21 protein-coding genes are annotated in these 20,381 nt (G+C 75.2%); 10 read left to right on the top strand and 11 right to left on the bottom strand.

The window, feature by feature from the left end:
- Nucleotides 1–12 precede the first annotated feature (12 nt).
- Genes AC0OLQ_RS19465 through AC0OLQ_RS19455 form a run of 3 tightly spaced genes read right to left on the bottom strand, consistent with a single transcriptional unit; the run spans nt 13 to nt 2,056 of the window.
- On the bottom strand, nt 13–387 hold the full coding sequence (locus AC0OLQ_RS19465; protein ID WP_484527396.1) for a VOC family protein: 375 nt from the start codon (nt 385–387) through the stop codon (nt 13–15).
- A complete protein-coding gene (locus AC0OLQ_RS19460; protein WP_484527395.1) occupies nt 384–1,022 on the bottom strand; it encodes a helix-turn-helix domain-containing protein in 639 nt (212 codons plus the stop codon). The genes AC0OLQ_RS19465 and AC0OLQ_RS19460 overlap by 4 nt, the downstream gene beginning before the upstream one ends.
- A 41-nt stretch (nt 1,023–1,063) precedes the next feature.
- Complete coding sequence (locus tag AC0OLQ_RS19455; protein ID WP_484527394.1) at nt 1,064–2,056, bottom strand: tyrosine-type recombinase/integrase; 993 nt, start codon at nt 2,054–2,056, stop codon at nt 1,064–1,066.
- Nucleotides 2,057–2,187: 131 nt separating this feature from the next.
- On the opposite strand from AC0OLQ_RS19455, the gene AC0OLQ_RS19450 reads away from it, so the two are divergent.
- The gene (locus AC0OLQ_RS19450) at nt 2,188–3,216 is read left to right on the top strand and encodes a helix-turn-helix transcriptional regulator (protein ID WP_484527393.1); all 1,029 of its coding nucleotides are present in this window, start codon (nt 2,188–2,190) and stop codon (nt 3,214–3,216) included.
- A 28-nt stretch (nt 3,217–3,244) separates the two neighbouring features.
- On the opposite strand, the gene AC0OLQ_RS19445 is transcribed toward AC0OLQ_RS19450, so the two are convergent.
- From AC0OLQ_RS19445 to AC0OLQ_RS19425, 5 genes are all read right to left on the bottom strand, one after another.
- Nucleotides 3,245–3,670: an Hsp20/alpha crystallin family protein gene (locus AC0OLQ_RS19445; RefSeq protein ID WP_484527392.1), complete on the bottom strand. Its 426-nt coding sequence runs from the start codon at nt 3,668–3,670 to the stop codon at nt 3,245–3,247.
- A 73-nt stretch (nt 3,671–3,743) separates the two neighbouring features.
- Nucleotides 3,744–4,253 (bottom strand): GNAT family N-acetyltransferase, encoded by a 510-nt coding sequence (locus tag AC0OLQ_RS19440; RefSeq protein ID WP_484527391.1) that lies wholly within the window; start codon nt 4,251–4,253, stop codon nt 3,744–3,746.
- A gap of 41 nt (nt 4,254–4,294) precedes the next feature.
- Entirely contained in the window at nt 4,295–4,816 is a 522-nt protein-coding gene (locus tag AC0OLQ_RS19435; RefSeq protein WP_484527390.1) for a DUF2087 domain-containing protein, read from the bottom strand.
- Between the two features lie 152 nt (nt 4,817–4,968).
- Nucleotides 4,969–5,535 (bottom strand): isochorismatase family protein, encoded by a 567-nt coding sequence (locus tag AC0OLQ_RS19430; protein ID WP_484527389.1) that lies wholly within the window; start codon nt 5,533–5,535, stop codon nt 4,969–4,971.
- A 72-nt stretch (nt 5,536–5,607) separates the two neighbouring features.
- On the bottom strand, nt 5,608–6,111 hold the full coding sequence (locus tag AC0OLQ_RS19425; protein WP_484527388.1) for a MarR family winged helix-turn-helix transcriptional regulator: 504 nt from the start codon (nt 6,109–6,111) through the stop codon (nt 5,608–5,610).
- 68 nt (nt 6,112–6,179) lie between these two features.
- On the opposite strand from AC0OLQ_RS19425, the gene AC0OLQ_RS19420 reads away from it, so the two are divergent.
- Nucleotides 6,180–7,448, top strand: a complete 1,269-nt coding sequence (locus AC0OLQ_RS19420; protein WP_484527387.1) for an MFS transporter — start codon at nt 6,180–6,182, stop codon at nt 7,446–7,448.
- An 11-nt stretch (nt 7,449–7,459) separates the two neighbouring features.
- On the opposite strand, the gene AC0OLQ_RS19415 is transcribed toward AC0OLQ_RS19420, so the two are convergent.
- Entirely contained in the window at nt 7,460–7,855 is a 396-nt protein-coding gene (locus AC0OLQ_RS19415) for a cupin domain-containing protein (protein ID WP_484527386.1), read from the bottom strand.
- Nucleotides 7,856–7,882: 27 nt separating this feature from the next.
- Complete coding sequence (locus AC0OLQ_RS19410; protein ID WP_484527385.1) at nt 7,883–8,368, bottom strand: GNAT family N-acetyltransferase; 486 nt, start codon at nt 8,366–8,368, stop codon at nt 7,883–7,885.
- Nucleotides 8,369–8,472: 104 nt separating this feature from the next.
- Between AC0OLQ_RS19410 and AC0OLQ_RS19405 the strand changes: the two genes are divergently transcribed.
- Nucleotides 8,473–10,020 carry a glycosyltransferase family 39 protein gene (locus AC0OLQ_RS19405; protein ID WP_484527384.1) on the top strand — a complete coding sequence of 516 codons (1,548 nt, stop codon included), beginning with the start codon at nt 8,473–8,475 and terminating at the stop codon, nt 10,018–10,020.
- A gap of 55 nt (nt 10,021–10,075) precedes the next feature.
- Entirely contained in the window at nt 10,076–10,894 is an 819-nt protein-coding gene (locus tag AC0OLQ_RS19400; RefSeq protein ID WP_484527383.1) for a TIGR04222 domain-containing membrane protein, read from the top strand.
- 47 nt (nt 10,895–10,941) lie between these two features.
- On the opposite strand, the gene AC0OLQ_RS19395 is transcribed toward AC0OLQ_RS19400, so the two are convergent.
- The gene (locus tag AC0OLQ_RS19395; protein ID WP_484527382.1) at nt 10,942–12,420 is read right to left on the bottom strand and encodes a vWA domain-containing protein; all 1,479 of its coding nucleotides are present in this window, start codon (nt 12,418–12,420) and stop codon (nt 10,942–10,944) included.
- 218 nt (nt 12,421–12,638) lie between these two features.
- Here AC0OLQ_RS19395 and AC0OLQ_RS19390 point away from each other — a divergent pair, with 218 nt between their 5' ends.
- The 6 genes from AC0OLQ_RS19390 to AC0OLQ_RS19365 all read left to right on the top strand — a co-directional run bounded on the left by AC0OLQ_RS19390 (nt 12,639) and on the right by AC0OLQ_RS19365 (nt 20,016).
- Complete coding sequence (locus AC0OLQ_RS19390; protein ID WP_484527381.1) at nt 12,639–14,105, top strand: hypothetical protein; 1,467 nt, start codon at nt 12,639–12,641, stop codon at nt 14,103–14,105.
- Between the two features lie 40 nt (nt 14,106–14,145).
- Nucleotides 14,146–14,733, top strand: coding sequence for a hypothetical protein (locus tag AC0OLQ_RS19385; protein WP_484532527.1), 588 nt, complete (start codon nt 14,146–14,148; stop codon nt 14,731–14,733).
- Between the two features lie 205 nt (nt 14,734–14,938).
- A complete protein-coding gene (locus AC0OLQ_RS19380; protein ID WP_484527380.1) occupies nt 14,939–15,520 on the top strand; it encodes a hypothetical protein in 582 nt (193 codons plus the stop codon).
- A complete protein-coding gene (locus AC0OLQ_RS19375) occupies nt 15,517–18,738 on the top strand; it encodes a glycosyltransferase (RefSeq protein ID WP_484527379.1) in 3,222 nt (1,073 codons plus the stop codon). The genes AC0OLQ_RS19380 and AC0OLQ_RS19375 overlap by 4 nt, the downstream gene beginning before the upstream one ends.
- A gap of 285 nt (nt 18,739–19,023) precedes the next feature.
- Entirely contained in the window at nt 19,024–19,509 is a 486-nt protein-coding gene (locus AC0OLQ_RS19370; protein WP_484527378.1) for a hypothetical protein, read from the top strand.
- A 48-nt stretch (nt 19,510–19,557) separates the two neighbouring features.
- The gene (locus AC0OLQ_RS19365) at nt 19,558–20,016 is read left to right on the top strand and encodes an HNH endonuclease (protein ID WP_357342031.1); all 459 of its coding nucleotides are present in this window, start codon (nt 19,558–19,560) and stop codon (nt 20,014–20,016) included.
- Nucleotides 20,017–20,381: the final 365 nt, after the last annotated feature.

Here is a 20,381-nt window from a genome sequence, read left to right as displayed (position 1 = left end):
CGGGTGCGACGGTCAGGCCGGGGACATCACCTCGTAGAGGTTGCCCGCGTCGTCGCGGAAGAACAGCCCGCGGGCACACAGTGGATGGTCGGTGCGCCCGTTGTCCGGTGCGCCCGGCTCGCTGCCGTAGGGCACGCCGGTGGCGCGCAGCCGGGCCAGGATCGCGTCGAAGGTGGCCGGGTCGACGTCGAAGGCCAGGTGGTGCCCCTCCGGCGCGGGCACGCTCATGAAGTCCAGGGTGAGCTGGTCGTTGACCCGTACCGGGGCGAAGTGGCCGTGCCGACCGGCGGGCGGCAGCACCGGCAGGCCCATCACCTCGGCGAAGAACCGGGCGGCGGCATGGTGGTCGCGGGCCGGGACGATGGTGTGGTTGAGGGTGACGGTCATCGGCTCTCCTCGGGGGCGGCCGGCGCGAGGGCGCCGTGCAGGAACAGGTCGACCAGCTCGGCCGGGGCCGGCGGGTCGTCCGCGAGCGGCGGGCGGCCGGGCAGCAGGACGGCGAGGAACAGGGCGGCCAGCCGGTCGGCCGGCAGCCGCAGCCGGTCCCCCTCGGGGGCGAACAGCGCGGCGACCGCCGCCCGGGTGGCGGTCGCGGCCTCGTCCCGGGCACCCGGCTGGTGGTCGCCCGCCACGCCCGGCCCGCGGCGGCCGCGACCGGGTCGGCCAGCGGTGTGGGCGACGGCGAGCACGGCGCCGAGCCGGCCCAGGTGGGCCAGCAGCGCGGTGGCGGCGGCGGTGAGCCGGTCGGCCAGCGGCTGGTCCAGCGGGATCGCGGCCAACTCGGCGAGCACGGCGTCGGGGCGCAGCGCCTCGGCGACGGCGGCGTCGAGCAGGGCGTCCTTGTCGGGGAAGGCGCGGAAGACGGTCGCCTCTCCGATGCCGGCGGCGCGGGCCACCTGTGCGGTGGTGACCGCCGCGCCGTGCGTGGCGAGCAGGGGCAGCGCGGCGCGGATGATCATCGCCCGGCGCTGGTCCGGGCTCATGCCGGGCGCGCGGCGCCGGGGTGGCTGCGATTCGATCATGCCGCCCAGCATGCGGAGTGAGTACTCACTCCGTCAAGGGGTTATCCCCGCCGGCGGGCCCGCGCGGCCCAGATCGCGTACGCCGGGTCCCGGTCCAGGTTGTGCCGGTCCCGGTCGTAGCGGCGGGTGGTCCGCGGATCGGCGTGCCCCATGGCGTCCTGCACGTCCTCCAACGGCACCCCCTCGGCCCGTGCCGTGGTGGCGAACGCGTGCCGAAGCGAGTGCGGGGACAGCCTCGCCCAGGCGGAAATCCCGGCGGCCCGGGCGAGCCGGCGCACCAGCCGGAACACCGCGTGCCGGTCCAGCCGCCCGCCGGTCGCGGTGACCAGCAGCGGACCGGTCAGCTCCGGCACCGCCACCCCCTCGGCGGCGGCGCGCGCCGCCAGGTAGCTGTCGATCGCGTACGCGGTGCCCGGGGTGAGCGCCCGCCGGCGGGCCTTGCCCCCCTTGCCGATGAACCGGACGCTGCGGTGCCCCCGCTCGTCGCCCAGATCGGCGAGGTCCAGCGAGACCAGTTCGCCGACCCGCAGCCCCAGATCGGCCAGGAGGGCGATGGTGGCCCGGTTGCGGGCGGCGGTCGGCCCGGTCTCCGCCTCGGCCGCGGCGAGCAGCGCGTCGACCTCGTCCGGGGTGAGCCCGACCGTGGCGGAGTGGTCCCGGTCCACCCGGGGACGGTCCGCGGCGGCGACCGGATTGGCCTCCACCGCGCGCAGCTTGACGAGGAAGTCGTACCAGCTGGACAGGGCGGAGAGGCGGCGGGCCACGGTGGCGGGGGTGAGCGGCCGGCCGCCGCGCCCGCAGGGTGTGGACTCCAACTCCCGCCCGTAGGCGTTGACGTCGAGGAAGCTGGCGCGCAGCGGGTCGAGGTCCCGGCCGGCGCACCAGCTCAGCCAGCCGGTGACGTCCCGCCGGTACGCGTCGCGGGTGTGCTCGGACAGCCGCCGGTTGCGCAGCCACGCCTCGGTGAAGTCGGTCGGCCCGCCGCGTAGGGCGGCATGAGCCGACGTGCGGGGCAGCACCTCGGGACGCAGCATGTGAGAAAGACTCTCAGCCGGTCGGGCGATTCGCGACGAGGCGCGCCCGACCGATCTCACCCGGACTCCTCCACCAGCCTGGCCGCCGGGCGGGCCGCCACCGGATGCCCGGCGCGGGATACCGTCACGGCGTGCGTGCCAGCCGCCTGGTCTCCGTGCTGCTGCTCCTGCAGACCCGGGGCCGGATGACCGCCCAGGAACTCGCCGACGCCCTGGAGGTGTCGGTCCGCACCGTCTACCGGGACGTCGAGTCGCTCGGCGCCGCCGGCGTCCCGGTGTACGCCGAGCGCGGCCCGGCCGGAGGGTACCGGCTGCTGGAGGGCTACCGGACCCGGCTGACCGGGTTGACCGCGCCGGAGGCCGAGGCGCTGTTCCTGGCCGGCATGCCCGGCCCGGCCGCCGACCTGGGCCTCGGGCCGGTGGTGGCGGCCGCCGAGTTGAAGCTGCTCGCCGCGCTCCCCGACGAACTCGCCGACCGGGGTGGCCGGGCCCGGCAGCGGTTCCACCTGGACGCGCCCGGCTGGTTCCGGCACCCCGAACCGACCCCGCACCTGGCCGCGCTGGCCCGGGCCGTGTGGGAGGACCGGCTGGTGGAGATGCGCTACCGGCGCTGGCGCGCGCCGCGCGAGGTGACGCGGATGGTCGCCCCGCTGGGCGTGGTGCTCAAGGCCGGCCGGTGGTACCTGGTGGCCCGGTGCGACGAGCAGTTGCGCACCTACCGCGTCGGCGCGGTCCTCGACGTGGCGGTCTCCGACGAGCGCTACGAGCGGCCCGCCGACTTCGACCTGGCCGACTACTGGCGGGAGTGGACGGAGCGCTACGAGCGGGACGTCTACCGCGACCGGGCCCGGATCCGGCTGACCGTGGCCGCGCTGGAGTTCATGCCCTACGTCTTCCCGCCGGAGATGAGCCGGGCCGCCCGGGCGGCGGCCGGCGAGCCCGGCCCGGACGGCTGGCTGGAGACCACCGTGCCGATCGAGTCGGTCAAGCACGCCCACACCGAGCTGCTCAAGCTCGGCGCGGAGGTGGAGGTGCTGGAGCCGGCCGAGCTGCGCGACCGCCTCGCCGCCACGGCGCACGCGCTGGCCCGGCTCTACCCGGTCGACCCGGACCCGCCGGCGGGGGCGGCCGGTTCCCCGGCCACCCCCGCCGCCACATGACCTGACTGATCTCCCTGGCGGCGCCCCGTCAGGCGCTGATCTCCCGGCGGCTGTTGCCGTTCGCGGTGACCGCGATCCGGCGCGGCTTGGCCCGCTCGGAGATCGGGATGCGCAGGGTCAGCACCCCGTTCTCGTAGCCGGCCTCCAGCTTGTCGGTGTCCAGCGTGTCGCCGAGGAAGAGCTGGCGGGTGAAGGTGCCCATCGGTCGCTCGGCCGCGACCAGCTCGACGTTGTCGCCGGCCGGCCGGCGCCGCTCGGCGCGGACGGTCAGCACGTTGCGCTCCACAGTGCAGTCGATGCTGTCCGGGTCGACGCCCGGCAGGTCGAAGGCGGCGTAGAAGTAGTCGCCGTCTCGGTAGGCGTCGAGGTGCATGACCGCCGGCCGGGCCGTGGTGCCGAAGAACTGCTCGGTGAGCCGGTCGATCTCGCGGAACGGGTCGGTACGCATCAACATGGTCGTGCCTCCTCGGTTCTCCTGGCCGAAGGTGTCAAGTTGAGTCTGGATGACTCAAGTTCCCGTTTTTGTTTTAGCGCGGCACGGCGGCGTCGTCAACCCGTGCGGGAAGCACCTTCTCGAACCAGTGCTGGGCGTACGGGCCGGCGTTGAACGCGGGGATCTCCCGGTAGCCGTGGCGGGCGTACAGGGCGCGTGCCTCGACCAGGTCGGCGCGGGTGTCCAGCCGGATCCGGTCCGCCCCCGCGTCCCGCGCGTACGCCTCAACGGCGGCGAGCAGGGCGGCGCCGCCACCCGCGCCGCGGTGCGCCGGGCGGACGTAGACCCGGGTCAGCTCCGCCCAGCCGGGCTGCCAGCGCAGCCCGGCGCAGCCGGCCAGATGTCCGTCGCGGCGGGCCAGCAAAAACAGCCCGGTGGGTGGGGTCAGGTCGTCGCTCGGCGACTCGGCGAGGGCGGCGGTCACCTCGCCCGGTCGCTCGGGCCGGCCGTGCCAGCGGCGGACCATCTCGGCCAGGTACTCGTACAGCAGGGCTCGCGCCTCGGCGGTGTCCGGGGCGGTGCGGTGGGTGCTCCAGGTGCTCACCGCCCGATCCTCACCGGGCGGTCAACGGCTTTTTCCCCGGCTCAGGGCCGCCAGTAGACGCCGTGGTCACGGGCGAGCAGCCGGTCGTCGATCAGGTAGCGGCGCAGCGTCACGTGGTCGGCCTCACCGCCCTCGCACCATCGGCGCAGCGCGTCGTCCACGGCCCGTTCCGGATACCGCACGCCGGGGGTGAAGGAGCGCTCGGTGATGTGCTCCAGCAGCACCCGGCGGCGGCCGCGTTGGGCGGGCAGCCGGGTCAGCGTCCCGTCCCGGAGGAAGGTGCGCAGGATGGTCTCGCGGGGGTTCGTCGCCGGGGATGGCGCGGGCGGGCCGCCGGCGCGGGCGAGGTCCCGCAGCCGCTGCCCGTCGACCCGCAGCCCCGCCCCGTCGTCGGTCAGCACGCCGACGTCGGTGAGGCGGCGCACCGCGGTGGCGGCGTCCCGGGCGGACAGCCCGGTCCGGGAGACGACGGCGGGGACGTCTCCGGCGCCGAGCACGATCGCGGCGAACACGGCGCGGCGGCGCTCGTCGGCGAGCGCCCCCGCGAGGGCCTGTGAGCTCATGACGGGCAGCCTGCCAGCGGCATCCCTCGCGGGGCCAGGGGTTTTCCGCCGTGCCGCTCTCCGGGTCAGGCCTTTCCGCAGTGCCGCTGGTCGCGGGACTCGCGTGGAGCGCGGCTGTGGCGGCTGGTCCGCCGCCACAGCCGCGGCTCGCCTCAGGCGGGGACCGGGGCGGCGAAGTCCACGTCCGCGGTGTCGACCGTGCCGGCGGTGCGGCCGGGCGCGGAGTGGAAGCGCCAGTAGAGGTTGGTGTGGGCGATCACCTGCTCCGGCGCCGGCGCGCCGTAGGCGGACAGGTCCTCGGTGGTGTGGGCGTCGGCGACCAGGGTCGCGTCGTAGCCCCGGGTGATCGCGCCGTGCAGGGTCGACCGGATGCACGCGTCGGTCTGCGCCCCGGTCACGACGAGCCGGCCGACACCCCGCGTGGCCAGGACCGACTCCAGGTCGGTCTCGTCGAACGAGTCGCCGTAGGCCTTGTGCACCAGCGCCTCGTCGTCGCGGCGCACCAGCTCCGGGACGTATTGCCACTGCTCGCTGCCGGTGGGCAGCTCCTCGCTGCGGTGCTGCACCCAGACCACCTCGACCCCGGCCGCGCGGGCCCGGTCGACCAGGGCGGCGATGTTGCCCACCACCCGGTCCCGGTCGTAGGCGTGCTGCACGACGCCGTTCTGCACGTCGATGACGAGCAGGGCGGTGTGCGGTCGGTCGACGAGCGTGCTCATTGGGGCCTCCCTGGAACGGGGCGTCGGCTGGTCGGTGGCCAACCTAGCCCCGGCCACCGACATTCCGACCGGTCAGATCCGGCCCGGCGGCGGCCCGGCCGCCAGGGTGACCCGGCGGAGCAGGTCGGACAGGACCCGTCGTTCGTCCGGGGTCAGTGCGCCGAGGACGCGGTGCTCCTCGTCGCCGACCACCCTCATGGCGCGCTGCCAGGTGGCCCGGCCGGCGTCGGTGAGCGCCACGTCGATCCGGCGGCGGTCCACCTCGGACGGGATTCGCCGGACGAAGCCCCGGCGGACCAGCGCGTCCACCCGGGCGGTGATCGAGGCGGGCGCCATCCGCAGGTCACCGGCGATCTCCGAGGGCGCGGCCCGGCCGCCCCGGCCAGCGAGCGCGTGCAGGGTGCCGTACTCCTTCTCCTGGAGGTCCAGTTCGGCCAGCACCTGGTCCTTCACGTCACGCAGGTGCCGGGTGAGCAGCGACATCCGGACGACCGCGCCCTCCACGTCGGCGTCCAGGTCGGGAACCACGGGCAGCCAGCGTTCGACGTGCTGGTCGACGGGATCGCGGTCGGTCACCCGACCACGGTACGCCGACGACGAAATATTCGTTGTCTAAATATTCGACGTCGAAGTATCCTGCCGGGGTGACCCATCCTCTCCGGCTCCGGCCCTTCCGGCTGCTGTTCCTCGGCCGCACCGTCTCCGCGGTCGGCGACGCCGTGGTGCCCACCGCTCTGGCCCTGGCCGTGCTCCGGGCCACCGGCTCGACGGCCGCGCTCGCCGTGGTGCTCGGCTGCGCGATGGTGCCGCGGCTGCTGCTGCTCCCCCTCGGCGGTGTGGTCGCCGACCGGTTCGCCGCCCGCCGCGTCGCCCTCGCCACCGACCTGGTGCGCTGCGCCGCGCAACTGGCCGTCGGCGTCGAACTGCTCGGCGGCGCTCCCGCGCTCGCCCACCTCGCGGTGGCCTCCGCCGTCGGCGGCGCGGCCTCGGCGTTCGCCATCCCCACCGCCTCCCCGCTGGTCGCCGGCACCGTCGACGGCGACGGCCGGCAGCGGGCCAACGCGCTGCTGGGCGCCACCGCCAACGCCAGCCGGCTGGCCGGCCCCGCCCTGGCCGGCCTGCTGGTCTGGACCGTCGGGCCGGGCTGGGCGTTCGTGCTGGACGCGGCCTCGTTCGCGGTCAGCGCCGCGCTGCTGGCCGTCATCCAGGTGCGGCACGTGCCGGTCCCGCACCGCTCGCTCCGCGCCGACCTGGCGCTCGGCTGGCGGGAGGTCCGGGCCCGCGACTGGTACTGGAGCAGCCTGCTCGCCCACGGCGTCTGGAACGGCGCCGCCGCGGTGCTGCTCACCCTCGGCCCGGTGATCGCCGTGGACCGGCTCGGCGGCGAGGGCGTCTGGGTGCTGCTCCAGCAGGCCGGCGCGGTCGGCCTGCTGGCCGGGTCGCTGCTCGCCGCCCGGGCCCGACCCCGCCGGCCGGTGCTGCTGGGCAACCTGGCCCTCGCGGCGTACGCGGCGCCGCTGCTGCTGCTCGCCGCCGCCGCGCCCGCCCCGGTGACCATCGCCGCCTACTGCCTCGCGCTGATCGCCCTCGGCTTCCTCAACCCGGTCTGGGAGACCGTGGTGCAGGGCCAGTTCCCGCCCGAGGTGCTCGCCCGGGTCACCTCGTACGACTGGCTGATGTCACTGGGCGCCATGCCGCTCGGCTACGCCCTCGCCCCGCTGGCCGCCCGGGCCTGGGGCGCGCCGGTCCCCCTCGCGGCGGCCGGGCTGCTGGTCCTGTTCGCCTGCGTCGGGACGGCCGCCGTCCCCGGCGTACGCCGGCTGGGCTGGCCGGCCGCCGCGGCGCCGACCCCGCCGGCCGCCGCGGCGCCGGCGCCGCCGGTCGCCGCGGAGCCGGCGCCGGCGGCGCGCTGAGGCGCCTCCGGTCAGAGGCGGTGACCGGTGGTGGCATCCACGTGCCCGGGCACCTCGTCGTGCCGCTCCCCGACACTGGAGGTGCCGGACGGCTCGAACATCAGGATCGACGCGCCGTCCGGCGCGGACGGCCGGTGCTCCACCCCGCGCGGCACCACGAACACCGCGCCGCGCGGCAGCACCACCTCCCGCTCCGCGCCGTCCGCGCCGTCGCGCAGGGCGATCCGCAGCTCGCCGTCGAGCACCAGGAAGAACTCGTCGGTGTGGTCATGGGCGTGCCAGACGTGCTCGCCGGCCACCTTGGCGATCCGGACGTCGTAGTCGTTGACGGTGGTGACGATGCGCGGGCTCCACAGCTGGTCGAAGCGCGCCAGGGCGGCGGCCAGCTCGATCGGCTCAAAGTTCATCGGCCCATCCTCGTGCAGCCGCGCCGCTCACAGCCGACGGTGCATGACGTGCAGCCCCACCCGCCCGGGCGTGGGGTGCGCGAACGACTCCGGCACGGTGCCGATCACCGTGAAGCCGAGCCGCCCGTACAGCTCCACCGCCGCCGTGTTGGTCTCCACCACCGCGTTGAACTGCATCGCGGCGAAACCCTGCCGGCGGGCCCAGTCGAGGGCGTACTCGCACAGGGCCCGGCCGACGCCGCGACCCCGGGCGGCGGCGGCCACCATGAAGCTGGCGGTCGCCACGTGCGCGCCCGGACCCGGCCGGTTCGCGCCCATCTTGGCGGTGCCGAGCACCGTGCCGTCCTCCTCGACGACCACCGTGCGGCCCGGCGGCCGTTCCACCCACACCTCGTGGGCCACCTCGGCCGGCCACGTCGGGTCGAAGGGAAAGGTCTCCTGCGCGACGATGACGTCCTCGATGATCGGCCAGACCTGGTCCCAGTCGGCCTCGGCGAATTCCCGGATGCGCATCCGCGCACGCTAGCCCGGCGGCCACCGGCCGAGTACCGGTTTTGTCCCCGCCACCGCCGGGCGCGGGGCAGCGCGAGGTGGCGGGTCGGGACCATCATGAGCAGGTGGCCGAACCCGTCATCGACCTCGACCGCCCCGGCGTCGGGGCCTCCGCCGCACCGACCACCCCGCCGCCCGGGCCGCGCACCGCCGCGCCCTGGCTGGTCGGCGGGGCCGTCACCGCCGTGCTGCTGCTGCTCGCCGGCCGCTACGGCTACCACCGCGACGAGCTCTACTTCCTGCTCTGCGGCCGGCACCTCGACTGGGGCTACGTCGACCAGGGTCCGCTCGTGCCCGCCCTCGCCCGGCTGGCCGACACGATCGCGCCCGGCAACCTGGTGCTGCTGCGCACCCCGTCGGCACTGATCGCCGGCGCATCGGTGGTGCTGGTCGCGGCACTCGCCCGGGAGTTCGGCGCGGGTCGCGGCACCCAGTTGTCCGCCGCCGTGCTCGCCGCCGCGGCCGGGGTGGTGCTCGCCCCCGGTCACCTGCTCAGCACCACCACCGTCGACCTGCTGGTCTGGCTCGCCGCCGCCTGGTGCGCCGTGCGGATGCTGCGCACCGGCGACAGCCGCTGGGCCCTCGGCATCGGCCTCGCGCTCGGTCTGGGCATGCTCAACAAGCTGCTGCCCGCGCTGCTCGGCGTCGGCCTGCTGGCCGGGCTGCTGATCGCCGGGCCACGCCGGCTGCTGCGCGACCGGTGGCTGCTGGCCGGCGCCGGCGTCGCCGTCGTGCTCGCCGTGCCCTACCTCGCCTGGCAGGCGGCGCACGGCCTCCCCCAGCTCTCGGTCGCCTCGTCGATCGCCGACGGCGACAGCTCCTACAGCGGCCGGCTGGACGCGCTCGTGCTCCAACTGGTCATCATCAGCCCGTTCGCCACCCCGGTCTGGGTCGCCGGGCTGGTGGCGCTGCTGCGCCGGCCCGCCTGGGCGGCGTACCGGGCGATCGGCTGGGCCTGGCTCGTGGTGTTCGCGATCGTCCTGCTCGCCGGCGGCAAGGGCTACTACGACGCCCCGCTGCTGCTGGTGCTCACCGCGGCCGGGGCGGTGGTCATCGCCGACTGGGCGCGGCGCGGCGCGACCCGGGCCCGGCGGGCGCTGCTCGCCACCGCCGCCGTGCTGATGGTCGCCGGCAGCGCGGTCCTGCTGCTGCCGACCCTGCCGGCCGACCGCCTGCCCGGCTTCGTGGTCGACGTCAACTACGACGCGGGCGAGACCATCGGCTGGCCCGCGTTCGCCGACTCGGTCGCCGCCGTGCATCGGGGCCTGCCGCCGCAGGAGCGCGACCGGGCGGTGCTGCTCACCGGCAACTACGGCGAGGCCGGCGCGCTGACCCGCTACGGCCCGGCCCGGGACCTGCCCCGGGCCTACTCGGGGCACAACAGCATGGCCGGGTTCGGTCGCCCGGCCGACGACGCCGACGTGGTGATCGCCGTCGGCTGGGAACGCCCCGACCGGCTGCGCGCCTGGTTCACCGAGGTCACCGAGGCCGGCCGGGTCGACCAGCGGGTCGACGTGGACAACGACGAGAACGGCGGGCCGATCTTCGTCTGCCGCGGCCTGCGCCGCCCCTGGTCGCAGATCTGGGACAGTGAGGTGAGCCACGCCTCCTGAAGCGGCGGGCGCGCGGCCCCCGAGTGACCCCGGCGGCCGGGCCATACTTGGCGCCATGCTCTGGGGCGTCAGCGGACCACTCTTCCTCCTCGACTACGTCACGGCCGTCGCCGGGGCCCTCGCCATCGCCCTCGCGGTACGCGAGCTGACCGGCCGGCGGGCCCGCGGCGCCGCCCCGGACCCGATCGAGCTGGCCTACCTCACCGACCGGGCGCTGCTGGCCTGCCAGGTTGGCATGGCCGCGCTGCACCGCGCCGGCGTGGTGCGGCGCGGCGAACTGGCCACCCTGTCGGTGGACGGTCCGCCGCCGCCCCGGTCGCCCGCGCTGGTCCGCGCCCTGCACGCCGCGCTGCGCCGGCCGGAGACCTGGGCAGCCGTGCTCGCCGATCCGGGCGTCGGCCGGGCGCTGCGCCGGCTGGTCGGCCGGCTCGTCCGGGACGGCTGGCTGCTCACCCCGGCCCAGCGGCGGCGCATCGCCCTGGGCACCCTGCCGCTGTTCGCGGTCGCCGCGGTCGGGGTGACGCGGCTGGTGGAGAGCGCGGTCGAGGGGCGCGACGCCGGCGGGCCGGCCTCCGTGGCGGGCCTGTTGCTGTGCTGCCTGGCCACCGCCCTCGGCGGTTGGTGGCTGTGCGAGGTGCCGGAGACCGGCGCGGCCGCCCGCCGCCTGCTGCGCCGGCAGCGCCGGGAGCACGCCGAACTGGACCCGCAGCGGCGGCCGACCTGGCGGGAGCGGGACACCGACCAGCTGCTCACCGCGATGGCGCTGTTCGGCCCCCGCCCGCTGCTCGCCGTCGACCCGGGCTTCGCCGTGCAGGTCGGCGTCGACCCCGAGCGCGGCCGCCCGACCCCGGAGCCGAAACCCGCCCGTCGCTGACCCGACGCCGGCCGGCGCCTCCCCTGCCCGGCGCCGGCCGCGTCGGGTCAGCGCAGCTCGTCGGCGGAGCGGATCACCCGGGCGAGGTCCCGCACCTCGTCGTCCTCGGTGGCGGTGGCCGCCCCGTCCGCGATGGCGGCCAGGTCGGTCAGCCGGACCTGCCCGTCGGACCGGTCCGCCCGCAGCGCCTCGGCGAACCAGGCGGCCGCGTAGCAGGCCCGCAACCGGGGCGACGCCGTGGCGAAGCGGCGGTCCACGTCGGCGACGGTCACCGACTCGTACGTCTCGGCCGGCGTGCGGTCGGCCGGGTCGGTCCAGCGCACCTGCACCTGGGCGATCCGGTCCGACGGGGATGCGCCCTCGGCGAGCCGGACCGCGTACAGCGCCGTGACGCTGTGACCCGGACCCACCTCGCCGCCGTCGACCCGGTCGTCCCGGAAGTCCTCGTCGGCCACCGCCCGGTTGTCGTAGCCCACCAGCCGGTAGGAGCGCACCGCCTGCGGCGCGAAGCTCACCTGCACCTTGGCGTCCAGCGCCCGCACGCTCAGCGTCGCCGGCAACTGCCGCACGAACACCTCGCGGGCCTGCTCCCGCTCGCTGACGTAGACCGCGAAGCCGTCGCCCCGGTCGGCCAGCTGCTCCATCAGCTCGTCGCCGTAGCTGCTGCCGACGCCCACGCCGAGCAGGGCGATCTGCTTCTCCGCCTCGGCGCGCACCTGGCGCAGGATCGGCTCCGCGTCGGTGCTGCCGGTGTTGGCCAACCCGTCGGAGAGCACGATCACCCGGTTCGTCCGTCCGGGGCGGAAGCCGTCCCGGGCCACCCGGTAGCCGAGCACCAGGCCGGCCTCCAGGTTGGTGCTGCTGCGGGTGTGCAGCGAGTCGATCGCCGCGTGCAGCGGCCGGGCGTCGGCCACCGGCGTCATCTCCCGGACCACCCGGGCGTCGGAGCTGAACTCGACCACGGCGATGGAGTCGGTGGGGCGGAGCTGGTCCACCAGGGTGTGCAGGGCGTCGCGCACCAGGTCGAGCCGGCCGGGCTCGCCCATCGACCCGGAGACGTCGATGACGAAGGTGAGCGACGCGTCCGGGCGGCGCTCCTCGTCCTCGGCGCGGGTCTGCAGGCCGACCCGCAGCAGCCGCTCGTCCCCGCCGGCCTCGTGGGTCTCCGGCAGGCGGGCGCCGTCGACGTGCACGGCGAAGCCGTCACCGGCGGGCTGCGGGTAGTCCTGGCGGAAGGAGTTGACGAACTCCTCCGGCCGCACCGTGCCGCGCTCCGGCAGCCGGCCGTCCATGATGAGCCGGCGGGCGTAGCCGTACGACGCGGTGTCGACGTCGACGGCGAAGGTGGACAGCGGGTCGTCCGAAGCCCGGATCTCGGCGCCGGACCAGGGGATGCCGCCGTCCGTGCGGGCCGGCTCCCGGGCCGCGCCGCTGCGCTGCCCGCCGCCGTCGGCGGTGCAGGCGCCGACCGTCAGGGTGGTGGCCATCGCCGCCAGCAGCAGCATCGACCGTCTGATCCGGACCATGGTTTCTCCAGAGGGGATGGGGACGGGTCACGATCATTGACGCAGGCCGACGGCACGGCGGATCCCGCCGTGGCCGAGCCGATACCCAAGCGCGACCGTCGTGACCGATTCGTGCGCGGGACGTGACCTGAGCGGCCGCCCTCGGGGGGCGGCGGCGTGCGCGATGCGGCAGAGTGGGCCCACGGCCGGCGGCGGCCGGAACGAGCGGGAGGTGAGCCGTGGACGGCCCGACCGGAGTGGTGTTCCCCGCGGCCGGCGACGGCCGGCGCAGCACGACCCTGCTGGGGCGGGCGGTCGTCGCCGACGCTCTGCGCGCGGTGGACCCGCTCGGCGCCCGCTCCGCCGAGCACGAGACCGATTGGCGGCACGGCTACCTCGGCCACTTCCGCCGGCTCGTCGAGGCGGGCCTGCTGTCCCGGGAGGCCGCGCTCACCGTCGCCCGGGACGGGCTCGCCGCCCTGCACGCCCGGATGCGCTACGTCGCGGCGGACGGCACCGAGGTCGCGCTGGACGAGGCGTTCGCGCTACCCGACCGGGAGCCGCCGCTGGAGACCGCCACGGTGACCGGTGCCGGCCCGGTGCAGCGCGAGCTGTCCCTGCCGTACCGGGGGCAGCGCCTGCGCGGTGACGACCTGCGCCGGCGCCTCGACGCCTGGGTGGACGCGGGCGTCGTCGAGCCGAGCTGCGCCGAGGCGGTCCGCGCGGTGCAGGCCAACCCGGACTGGCTGGACCTGCGCGATCAGCGGATCGTGGTGCTCGGCGCGGGCGCCGAGATGGGCCCGCTGCCGTCCGTGCTGCGCTGGGGCGGCGCGGTCGTCGCCGTCGACCTGCCCCGACCGGAGATCTGGCGCCGGCTGCTGCGCACCGCCCACCGGTACGGCGGCCGGTTGCACCTGCCCGTGCGTCCCGGCACCGGCGACGACGACGCCGCCCTCGCCGCCGAGGCCGGCGCCGACCTGCTGCACCGCCTGCCGCAGGCCGCCCGTTGGCTGCGCGACCTGGACGGCCGGCTCGTGCTCGGTAACTACGTGTACGCCGACGGCGCGACCAACGTCCGGGTCGCCACCGCGGTCGACGCGCTCACTGTCCACCTGGGGCGCCACCGCCCGGACGCCGCGCTGGCCTTCCTGGCCACCCCCACCGACGTGTACGCCGTGCCCGCCGAGGCCGTCGCCCACGCCGAACGCGGCTACGCCGCCCGCGGGCTGGCGCGCCGGTCGCTGCGGCTGCTCTCCGGCGGCCGGCTGCTGCACCGCAACTACCCGCCCGGCGCCGACCCGGGGATCAACGACAGTCTGGTGCCGCAGCAGGGACCGAACTACGCGCTGGCCAAGCGGCTGCAACGCTGGCGGGCGGCGGTGGCCCGGGACGCCGGGGCGACCGTGTCGTTCACCGTGGCGCCGCCCACCCGCACCCGCTCGGTGCTGCGCAACCGCGCCCTCGCGGCCGCGTACGCCGGGGCGCACCGGTTCGGCATCGAGGTGTTCGAGCCGGCTACCAGCAACACCCTGATGGCCGCGCTGCTCGTGCACGACCTGCGCACCGGCGGCGGTCCCACCCAGGAGCACCCGTGGCGGGACGAGGCGTACGCGGCGGCGCACGGCGGCCTGTGGCGGGTGCCGTACGCCCCGCGCAGCGCGCTCGGCCTGGCCGTGCTGCTCGGACTGGGTGGTGCGCGGGCCTGAGCACAGGTTTCCTTCTCTTGGGTGCCGGGAAGCCACCTGCATGGCCGAGACCTTCGCAGATCAGGACCTGACCACCCTGCGGTCCATCGCGCGCGGGGCCGGGATAACGGACACCGAGCGCATGCCGCACGACGAACTGGTCGAGATGTTGCGCCGGGCGGGCCTGGCCGATCCAAGCGCCCGGCCGGTCGACACCAGCCTGGCCGATCCGGGTGACCCCGGCACCGACGAGGGCAGGTACCACGCCCGGGGCGTCGGTCAGCGGGAGTCCGCCGGCGGCGCGGGAGCACAGACCGCCGGCCCGCCGGAGCCGCCGACCCGGGATCCGGCCGGGTTGTCCGGGCTGCCCCGCAGCAGCCTGAACCTGGGTGACGAGAGCACCGGCGGACGCGCCGCCGAGGAGGCGATCGGCGCCCGGCCCGGTGAGTCGGGCACCGAGATCGACGACCGCACCGAGGACAGCCGGGGCGTCCGGGGCGAGGTCCGGGATCCGGCCGGGTTGTCCGGGCTGCCCCGCAGCAGCCTGAACCTGGGCGACGAGAGCACCGGCGGACGCGCCGCCGAGGAGGCGATCGGCGCCCGACCCGGCGAGTCGGACACCGAGATCGACGACCGCACCGAGCGCTGACCGACCGCACCGCGAGCCACCTCGAGCCGGGGTGGCTCGCGGAACATTGTGGACGTTAATCCTGTTTCGGTGCTCAACGCACCTCTGCTCCTGTTTGGGGCCGCCGTGCCTTCGGCTCCGGTTATGCGAATGGTGAAAAGACTGGGCTATCCCTTCACCTTCATATCGGGACATACAGTCACAACTTCCCCAATAGCCTCGGCCGGTGGCTTCTCGCATCTCGTTCGACCGGCTTTCCGGCGGCCCGCACCCTCGCACCCCATCGGTCCTGCCTGGACCCGCCCGACCGGTCTTCGTCGACGCGACCGGCGCCCGCCGGCAACGGATCCGGCGCGCGGGCGTCCTCGCCGCGGTGACGTCGCTGAGCTACCTGCCGATGGCCGCGTTCGGCCTGCTCCCCGGCCCCGCGACGCCGATGCTGCCCGGCCCGGTCTCGGTCGGCGGCGCCCCGAGCGGCGGACCCACCCGCCCGCCCGCCGTCGCCCTGTCCCCCCGGCCCACGGACCGGCGACCGGCTCCGCGGCCGACGGACACCGTGGACGCGCCACCGGCGCCCGCCGCCACGCGACGCCCGGCCGGCGACGCGCGACCGGCGCCCCGGCGGGTCGGCCCCGTCGGGGTGGACGCCCCGGCGGACGATCGGCCCGCCAGCCCGGATCCGACCACGTCGCCGACCCCGACGCCGAACGACCCGACGCCGCCGGCCGCGCCGACACCGCCCGCGGCCAGCGAGCCCGGCGCCATCCTGCCCCCCCTGCCCGGGCCCGGTCCGGAGATCGTCGGATGACCCTGCCGAACCGCCGCACCGCCGGCCGCTTCGTCGTCGCGTCCCTCGCACTGGTGGTCGGGTCCGTGCTGCTGGTCGAGGCGTACGCCAACGCCCGCTTCCGCCCCGACCACGTCCGCGACGCCGAGGACCAGGTCACCGTGCCCGCGGAGATCCTGGACGGCGGCCCGGTGCTCGACGCCCGGGGCGACCAACCCCGCACCTACCGGCTGCCGGCGCGGACCATCGCCCTCACCTTCGACGACGGGCCGGACCCGACCTGGACCTCCCGGGTCCTCGATGTCCTGCGCCGGCACCACGCCCCGGCCACCTTCTTCGTCGTCGGGTCGGAGGTGGCCCGCCACCCGGACCTGGCCCGGCGCGCCGTGGCCGAAGGCCACGAACTCGGCGTGCACACCTTCACCCACCCCGACGTGAGCCTGCTGCCCCCGTGGCGGCAGCGGATGGAGTACGCGCAGACCCAGATGGCGATCGTGCACGCCACCGGGATCCGGACGAGCCTGCTGCGCTTCCCGTACTCGTCGGTGCCCAGCGCCGTGGACGACGCCAACTGGCCGGTGATCCGGCAGGCCGCCGGACAGGGCTACCTGACCGTGGTCAACGACCTCGACGGTGAGGACTGGGCGCGGCCCGGGGTGGACGCCATCGTGCGGAACCTGACGCCGCCCGGCGACGAGGGCGCCGTGGTGCTGCTGCACGACGCCGGCGGGGACCGGTCGCAGACCCTCGCGTCCCTGGACCGGTTCATTCCGCTGATGCGCGCCCGCGGCTACACCTTCACCACCGTCAGCGGGGGGATGAACCGGGCCCGGCCGGACGCGCCCGCGTTCGCCGGCAACGTCCCGGCATCCACGATGGACCGCTGGCGGGCCGCCCCGGTCTGCTGGGCGATCCGCCTGGCCGACGGGATCCTGCGTGGCCTCGCCCTGGTCTTCGTGGTGGTCGGACTGCTCATGTTGACCCGTACGCTGCTGCTGCTCCTGCTGGCCGGCCGGCTGGCCCGGCGCCGACGGGCCCACCGCTGGCCCTGGGGAGTCACGGACGCGCCGGTGTCGGTCATCGTGCCGGCCTACAACGAGCGGGCCGGCATCGTCGCCACCGTCCGGTCCCTGGTCGCCAACGACCACCCCGGGATCGAGGTGATCGTGGTCGACGACGGGTCGACCGACGGCACCGCCGACCTCGTCGACTCGCTCGGCCTGCCCGGCGTCCGGGTGATCCGCAAACCCAACGGCGGCAAGGCGACCGCCCTCAACACCGGACTCCTGTACGCCTCGCACGACATCATCGTCACCGTCGACGCCGACACCGTCTTCGAGCCGGACGCGATCCGGCGGCTCGTCGAGCCGTTCACCGACCCGGGGATCGGCGCGGTGGCCGGCAACGTCAAGGTCACCAACCGGCACGGGCTGCTCGGCAAGTGGCAGCACATCGAGTACGTCATCGGCTTCAGCCTGGACCGCCGGTTCTACGAGAAGCTGGGCTGCATGCCGACCGTGCCCGGCGCGATCGGCGCCTTCCGGCGGCGCGCCCTGGCCGGGGTCGGCGGGATGAGCGGCGACACCCTGGCCGAGGACACCGACGTGACCATGGCGGTGCTGCGCGCCGGCTGGCGGGTGGTGTACCAGGACCGGGCCCGCGCCTGGACCGAGGCGCCCGCCTCGGTGGGCGACCTGTGGCGGCAGCGCTACCGCTGGAGCTACGGCACCCTCCAGTCGATGTGGAAGCACCGGGGCGCCATCCGCGACCGGGGCGCCGGAGCCCGGTTCGGCCGGTTCGGCCTGCCCATGCTCGCCCTGTTCGGCGTGCTGCTCCCCCTGCTCGGGCCGGTGCTCGACGTGCTCGCCCTCTACGGGCTGTTCTTCCTCGACACCACGAAGACCGCCGTGGCCTGGCTGGTCATGCTCGCCGTGCAACTGCTCACCGCGGCGGTGGCCTTCAAACTCGACCGGGAGCCGCTGCGCCCGCTGCTCACCCTGCCGATCCAGCAGTTCGCCTACCGCCAGCTGATGTACCTGGTGCTGGCCCGATCCATGGTCACCGCGCTGACCGGCGCCCGGCTGGGCTGGCGTCGGGTCAAGCGGGCCGGCGAGCCGGTGGAGGGGACGCCCGTGTCGCCGGGCACCGGGGCGGGTCGGAACCGCTGGTTCGACACCCTGCGGGCGCTCGCACTGGGCCGGGTCATCGCGTACCACATGTTCGGCGCCGCCTGGCTGAGCTTCGCCTTCCCGGCCATGGGGGTGATGTTCGCCCTCGGCGGCTCGCTGATGGCCCGCTCGCTGGACCGTACGCCGGAACGAGCGGTCAGCGGCCGCGTGCGCCGCCTGCTGCCGGGGCTGTGGGCCCTCGGCCTGGTGATGGTGCCGCTGATGCTCTGGCACGGCTGGTCCGACCGGCCCGCCTGGCCTGCTTTGCTGAGCTGGGCGGTACCGCTGGTGCAGCCGCCGGGCAACCCGTGGGCGTCGGACGTGACCGGGGTGCTGTGGTATCTGGTGACGTACCTCTGGCTGGTGCTGCTCTCCCCCGCGCTGCTGGCCCTGCACCGGCGGTGGCCGCTGTGGTCGGTGCTCGTGCCGCTGGCCGGCGTGGTGCTGCTCCAGACCGCGGCGCCCGGGTTCGACGGGCCGGTCGAGTCGGTGCTGACCGACCTGGTGACCTTCGGCGCCTGCTGGCTGGTGGGTTTCGCGCACCAGGACCGCCGGTTGCGGCGGCTCTCGCTGCCGGCGCTGCTGGGCCTGGCGGTGCTCTGCCTGGGGGTCGCGGTCGGCTGGCTGGCCACCCATCCCGAGGCGGGCCGCGACCTCAACGACGTCCCGGTGGCGCAGGCGTTCTGGTCGTTCGGGTTCGTGCTGGTGCTGCTGCGCGTCGCGCCGCCGATGGGCTGGCTGTCCCGGCTCCGGCCGCTGGACCGCCTGGTGACCGCGCTGAACAGCCGCGCGCTGACCATCTACCTCTGGCACAACGCCGCCATCGCGATCTGCTTCGCCGTGGGCGACCTGATCGGCTTCTGGCGGTCCGGCCGGCTGGGCTACCTGGCGGTCGCCCTGGTGCTGCTCACCGGTCTGGTGCTGGCCCTCGGCTGGATCGAGGACCTCAGCGCCCGGCGGCCACCCCGACTGTTGCCCTGGCCCGGCCGTACGACCGGTCGGCACTCCGGCGAGCCCACCGTGGCGCGTCCCGCCACGGTGCAGCCCGAACCAACTCCAGTGAGGACGTGAACACGTGCAACACGAACGTTCATATCGTCATAATCAGTTAAATCTGTCGCATACTTGATTCACGTTGGCGGGCGCACCCAGCCGGGTCCGCTCGCCAGCCGGAGACGACGCCACCGCGGGCCGGCCGCCCGCGGTGGCGCGAAGGCGGTGATTGGGGTGATCACCGCGGCCGGCACGGGTCTCGCCCTCCTACGGGCCCGTGCCGGCCACCCCCGACCCGGGCGGCCGGCTGGCCGCCCCGAACATTCGACGCCTGACCCCTCACAGGTCAGAAGCGGAGCGTAGATGGCGATGTGGCACCCGCCGAGCCCGGCGGAACAGGAACTGTGGAACGCGGTGGTGGCCGGAGTGCGGGCGGCCGAAGAGTCGGACCTGGCGGGCGTCGACGCCGCGGTCGACCGGCTGTCACGGCTGCCCCACCCGTGGACGTACCACGTCCTCGGGGACACCGCCGGCCTGCTCATCGAGGAACTCGACCCGGACGGCCAGGACGTCTGGCCGCTGCTGGCCGCGCAGCTCGACGACGGCGAGACCGCCGCCCGGGGGACCCGACGCGGCCGGGCGTCGCTGCACCCGAGCGGCCGGCGGTCGGCGGAGTCCGGGGCCGGTGAGCCGGAGGCGCTGCGGCGGCGACTGCTGCTCGTCGCCCGGCTCGCCGACGCCACCCAGGTCGGGGTCGGCGCGTTCCTCGACGTCGCGCTGGCCGACAACGACGCCGGGGCCCGCCGGACGCCGTCGAACTCGCTCCCGCACTGCCGCCTGGGCCAGTGAACCGGCCAGCAGGCAGTTCTTGTCGGCACGTGTCCATATGCTCGCGGGGTGCTGTCGCAGGTGGCCGGCCTCTCCCGGCATTTCACTGAAGAGTCACTCAAGGCGTACCTGCTCGCGCGGTCGGAACGGCTGCCGACTGGCTGCCTGATCGTGCGCGGCTACGGCAGCCGGCGCGGCGTGCACCAGAAGGTCGGAGGGCGGGCGTGGGCCCATGTCGCTGCCTACGCGGTGTTCGTCGGCGGCTACCGCCCTGACCTAGAGGTACATCACGTGTGCAATGTCCCCGACTGCATCGAGCCGACCCACCTCCGTCAACTCAGCCATGCCGAGAACTGTCGGCAGCGCAGGCAGCAGCCGCAGTGCCGCAACGGGCATGACCGTGAGGTGGAGCCCGCCACCGGCCGTCTCCGGAAGGTCTGTCGGCGCTGCAACAGCGAGGCGCAGAGGCGGTGGCGGGAGCGCCGTGCCGCTGAGGTGGCCGAGGCGAGGGCTGGCTATCACGCGTAGGCAGGTTGGGGCCGCACGGGCCAGATACACCAACCTAAGTCGTTACGCACAGGAACTGTCATTATGATGTAATGCCGTTCTGTCCCATTTGTCCGAACCGATTACCGGATTTTCATAACTGGTAATCCGGTAATCGGGCCACGCTGCGGACGGTGTCAAGGTCTGCAACCTGAACAGCACTACCGCGCACGGGCCCGTTCGGAGTCGTGATCACGCGGCTGGAAAGGACTGGACGGGATGCTGCTCGGGCTTGTAGCTTGCAGCGGACCGCGACACCGCCCGAGGAGGTGAGACCCATGAACGCTGTATCGATGTGGGTGCTCCCCCTTCCCGTCACGGTCGGGCGATTGACGTAGGTGTCGCCG

The sequence above is a fragment of the Micromonospora sp. Utrum1 genome, from assembly GCF_057197805.1.
This window is presented reverse-complemented; position numbering and strand designations above follow the sequence as displayed.

Bases quoted from the DNA above. Each gene is read 5' to 3' on its own strand.
- AC0OLQ_RS19460 (WP_484527395.1), bottom strand. From the start codon at position 1,022: ATGATCGAATCGCAGCCACCCCGGCGCCGCGCGCCCGGCATGAGCCCG.
- AC0OLQ_RS19415 (WP_484527386.1), bottom strand. From the start codon at position 7,855: ATGAACTTTGAGCCGATCGAGCTGGCCGCCGCCCTGGCGCGCTTCGAC.
- AC0OLQ_RS19395 (WP_484527382.1), bottom strand. From the start codon at position 12,420: ATGGTCCGGATCAGACGGTCGATGCTGCTGCTGGCGGCGATGGCCACC.
- AC0OLQ_RS19465 (WP_484527396.1), bottom strand. From the start codon at position 387: ATGACCGTCACCCTCAACCACACCATCGTCCCGGCCCGCGACCACCAT.
- AC0OLQ_RS19455 (WP_484527394.1), bottom strand. From the start codon at position 2,056: ATGCTGCGTCCCGAGGTGCTGCCCCGCACGTCGGCTCATGCCGCCCTA.
- AC0OLQ_RS19375 (WP_484527379.1), top strand. From the start codon at position 15,517: ATGACCCTGCCGAACCGCCGCACCGCCGGCCGCTTCGTCGTCGCGTCC.
- AC0OLQ_RS19430 (WP_484527389.1), bottom strand. From the start codon at position 5,535: ATGAGCACGCTCGTCGACCGACCGCACACCGCCCTGCTCGTCATCGAC.
- AC0OLQ_RS19385 (WP_484532527.1), top strand. From the start codon at position 14,146: ATGGCCGAGACCTTCGCAGATCAGGACCTGACCACCCTGCGGTCCATC.
- AC0OLQ_RS19400 (WP_484527383.1), top strand. From the start codon at position 10,076: ATGCTCTGGGGCGTCAGCGGACCACTCTTCCTCCTCGACTACGTCACG.
- AC0OLQ_RS19445 (WP_484527392.1), bottom strand. From the start codon at position 3,670: ATGTTGATGCGTACCGACCCGTTCCGCGAGATCGACCGGCTCACCGAG.
- AC0OLQ_RS19410 (WP_484527385.1), bottom strand. From the start codon at position 8,368: ATGCGCATCCGGGAATTCGCCGAGGCCGACTGGGACCAGGTCTGGCCG.
- AC0OLQ_RS19370 (WP_484527378.1), top strand. From the start codon at position 19,024: ATGGCGATGTGGCACCCGCCGAGCCCGGCGGAACAGGAACTGTGGAAC.
- AC0OLQ_RS19435 (WP_484527390.1), bottom strand. From the start codon at position 4,816: ATGAGCTCACAGGCCCTCGCGGGGGCGCTCGCCGACGAGCGCCGCCGC.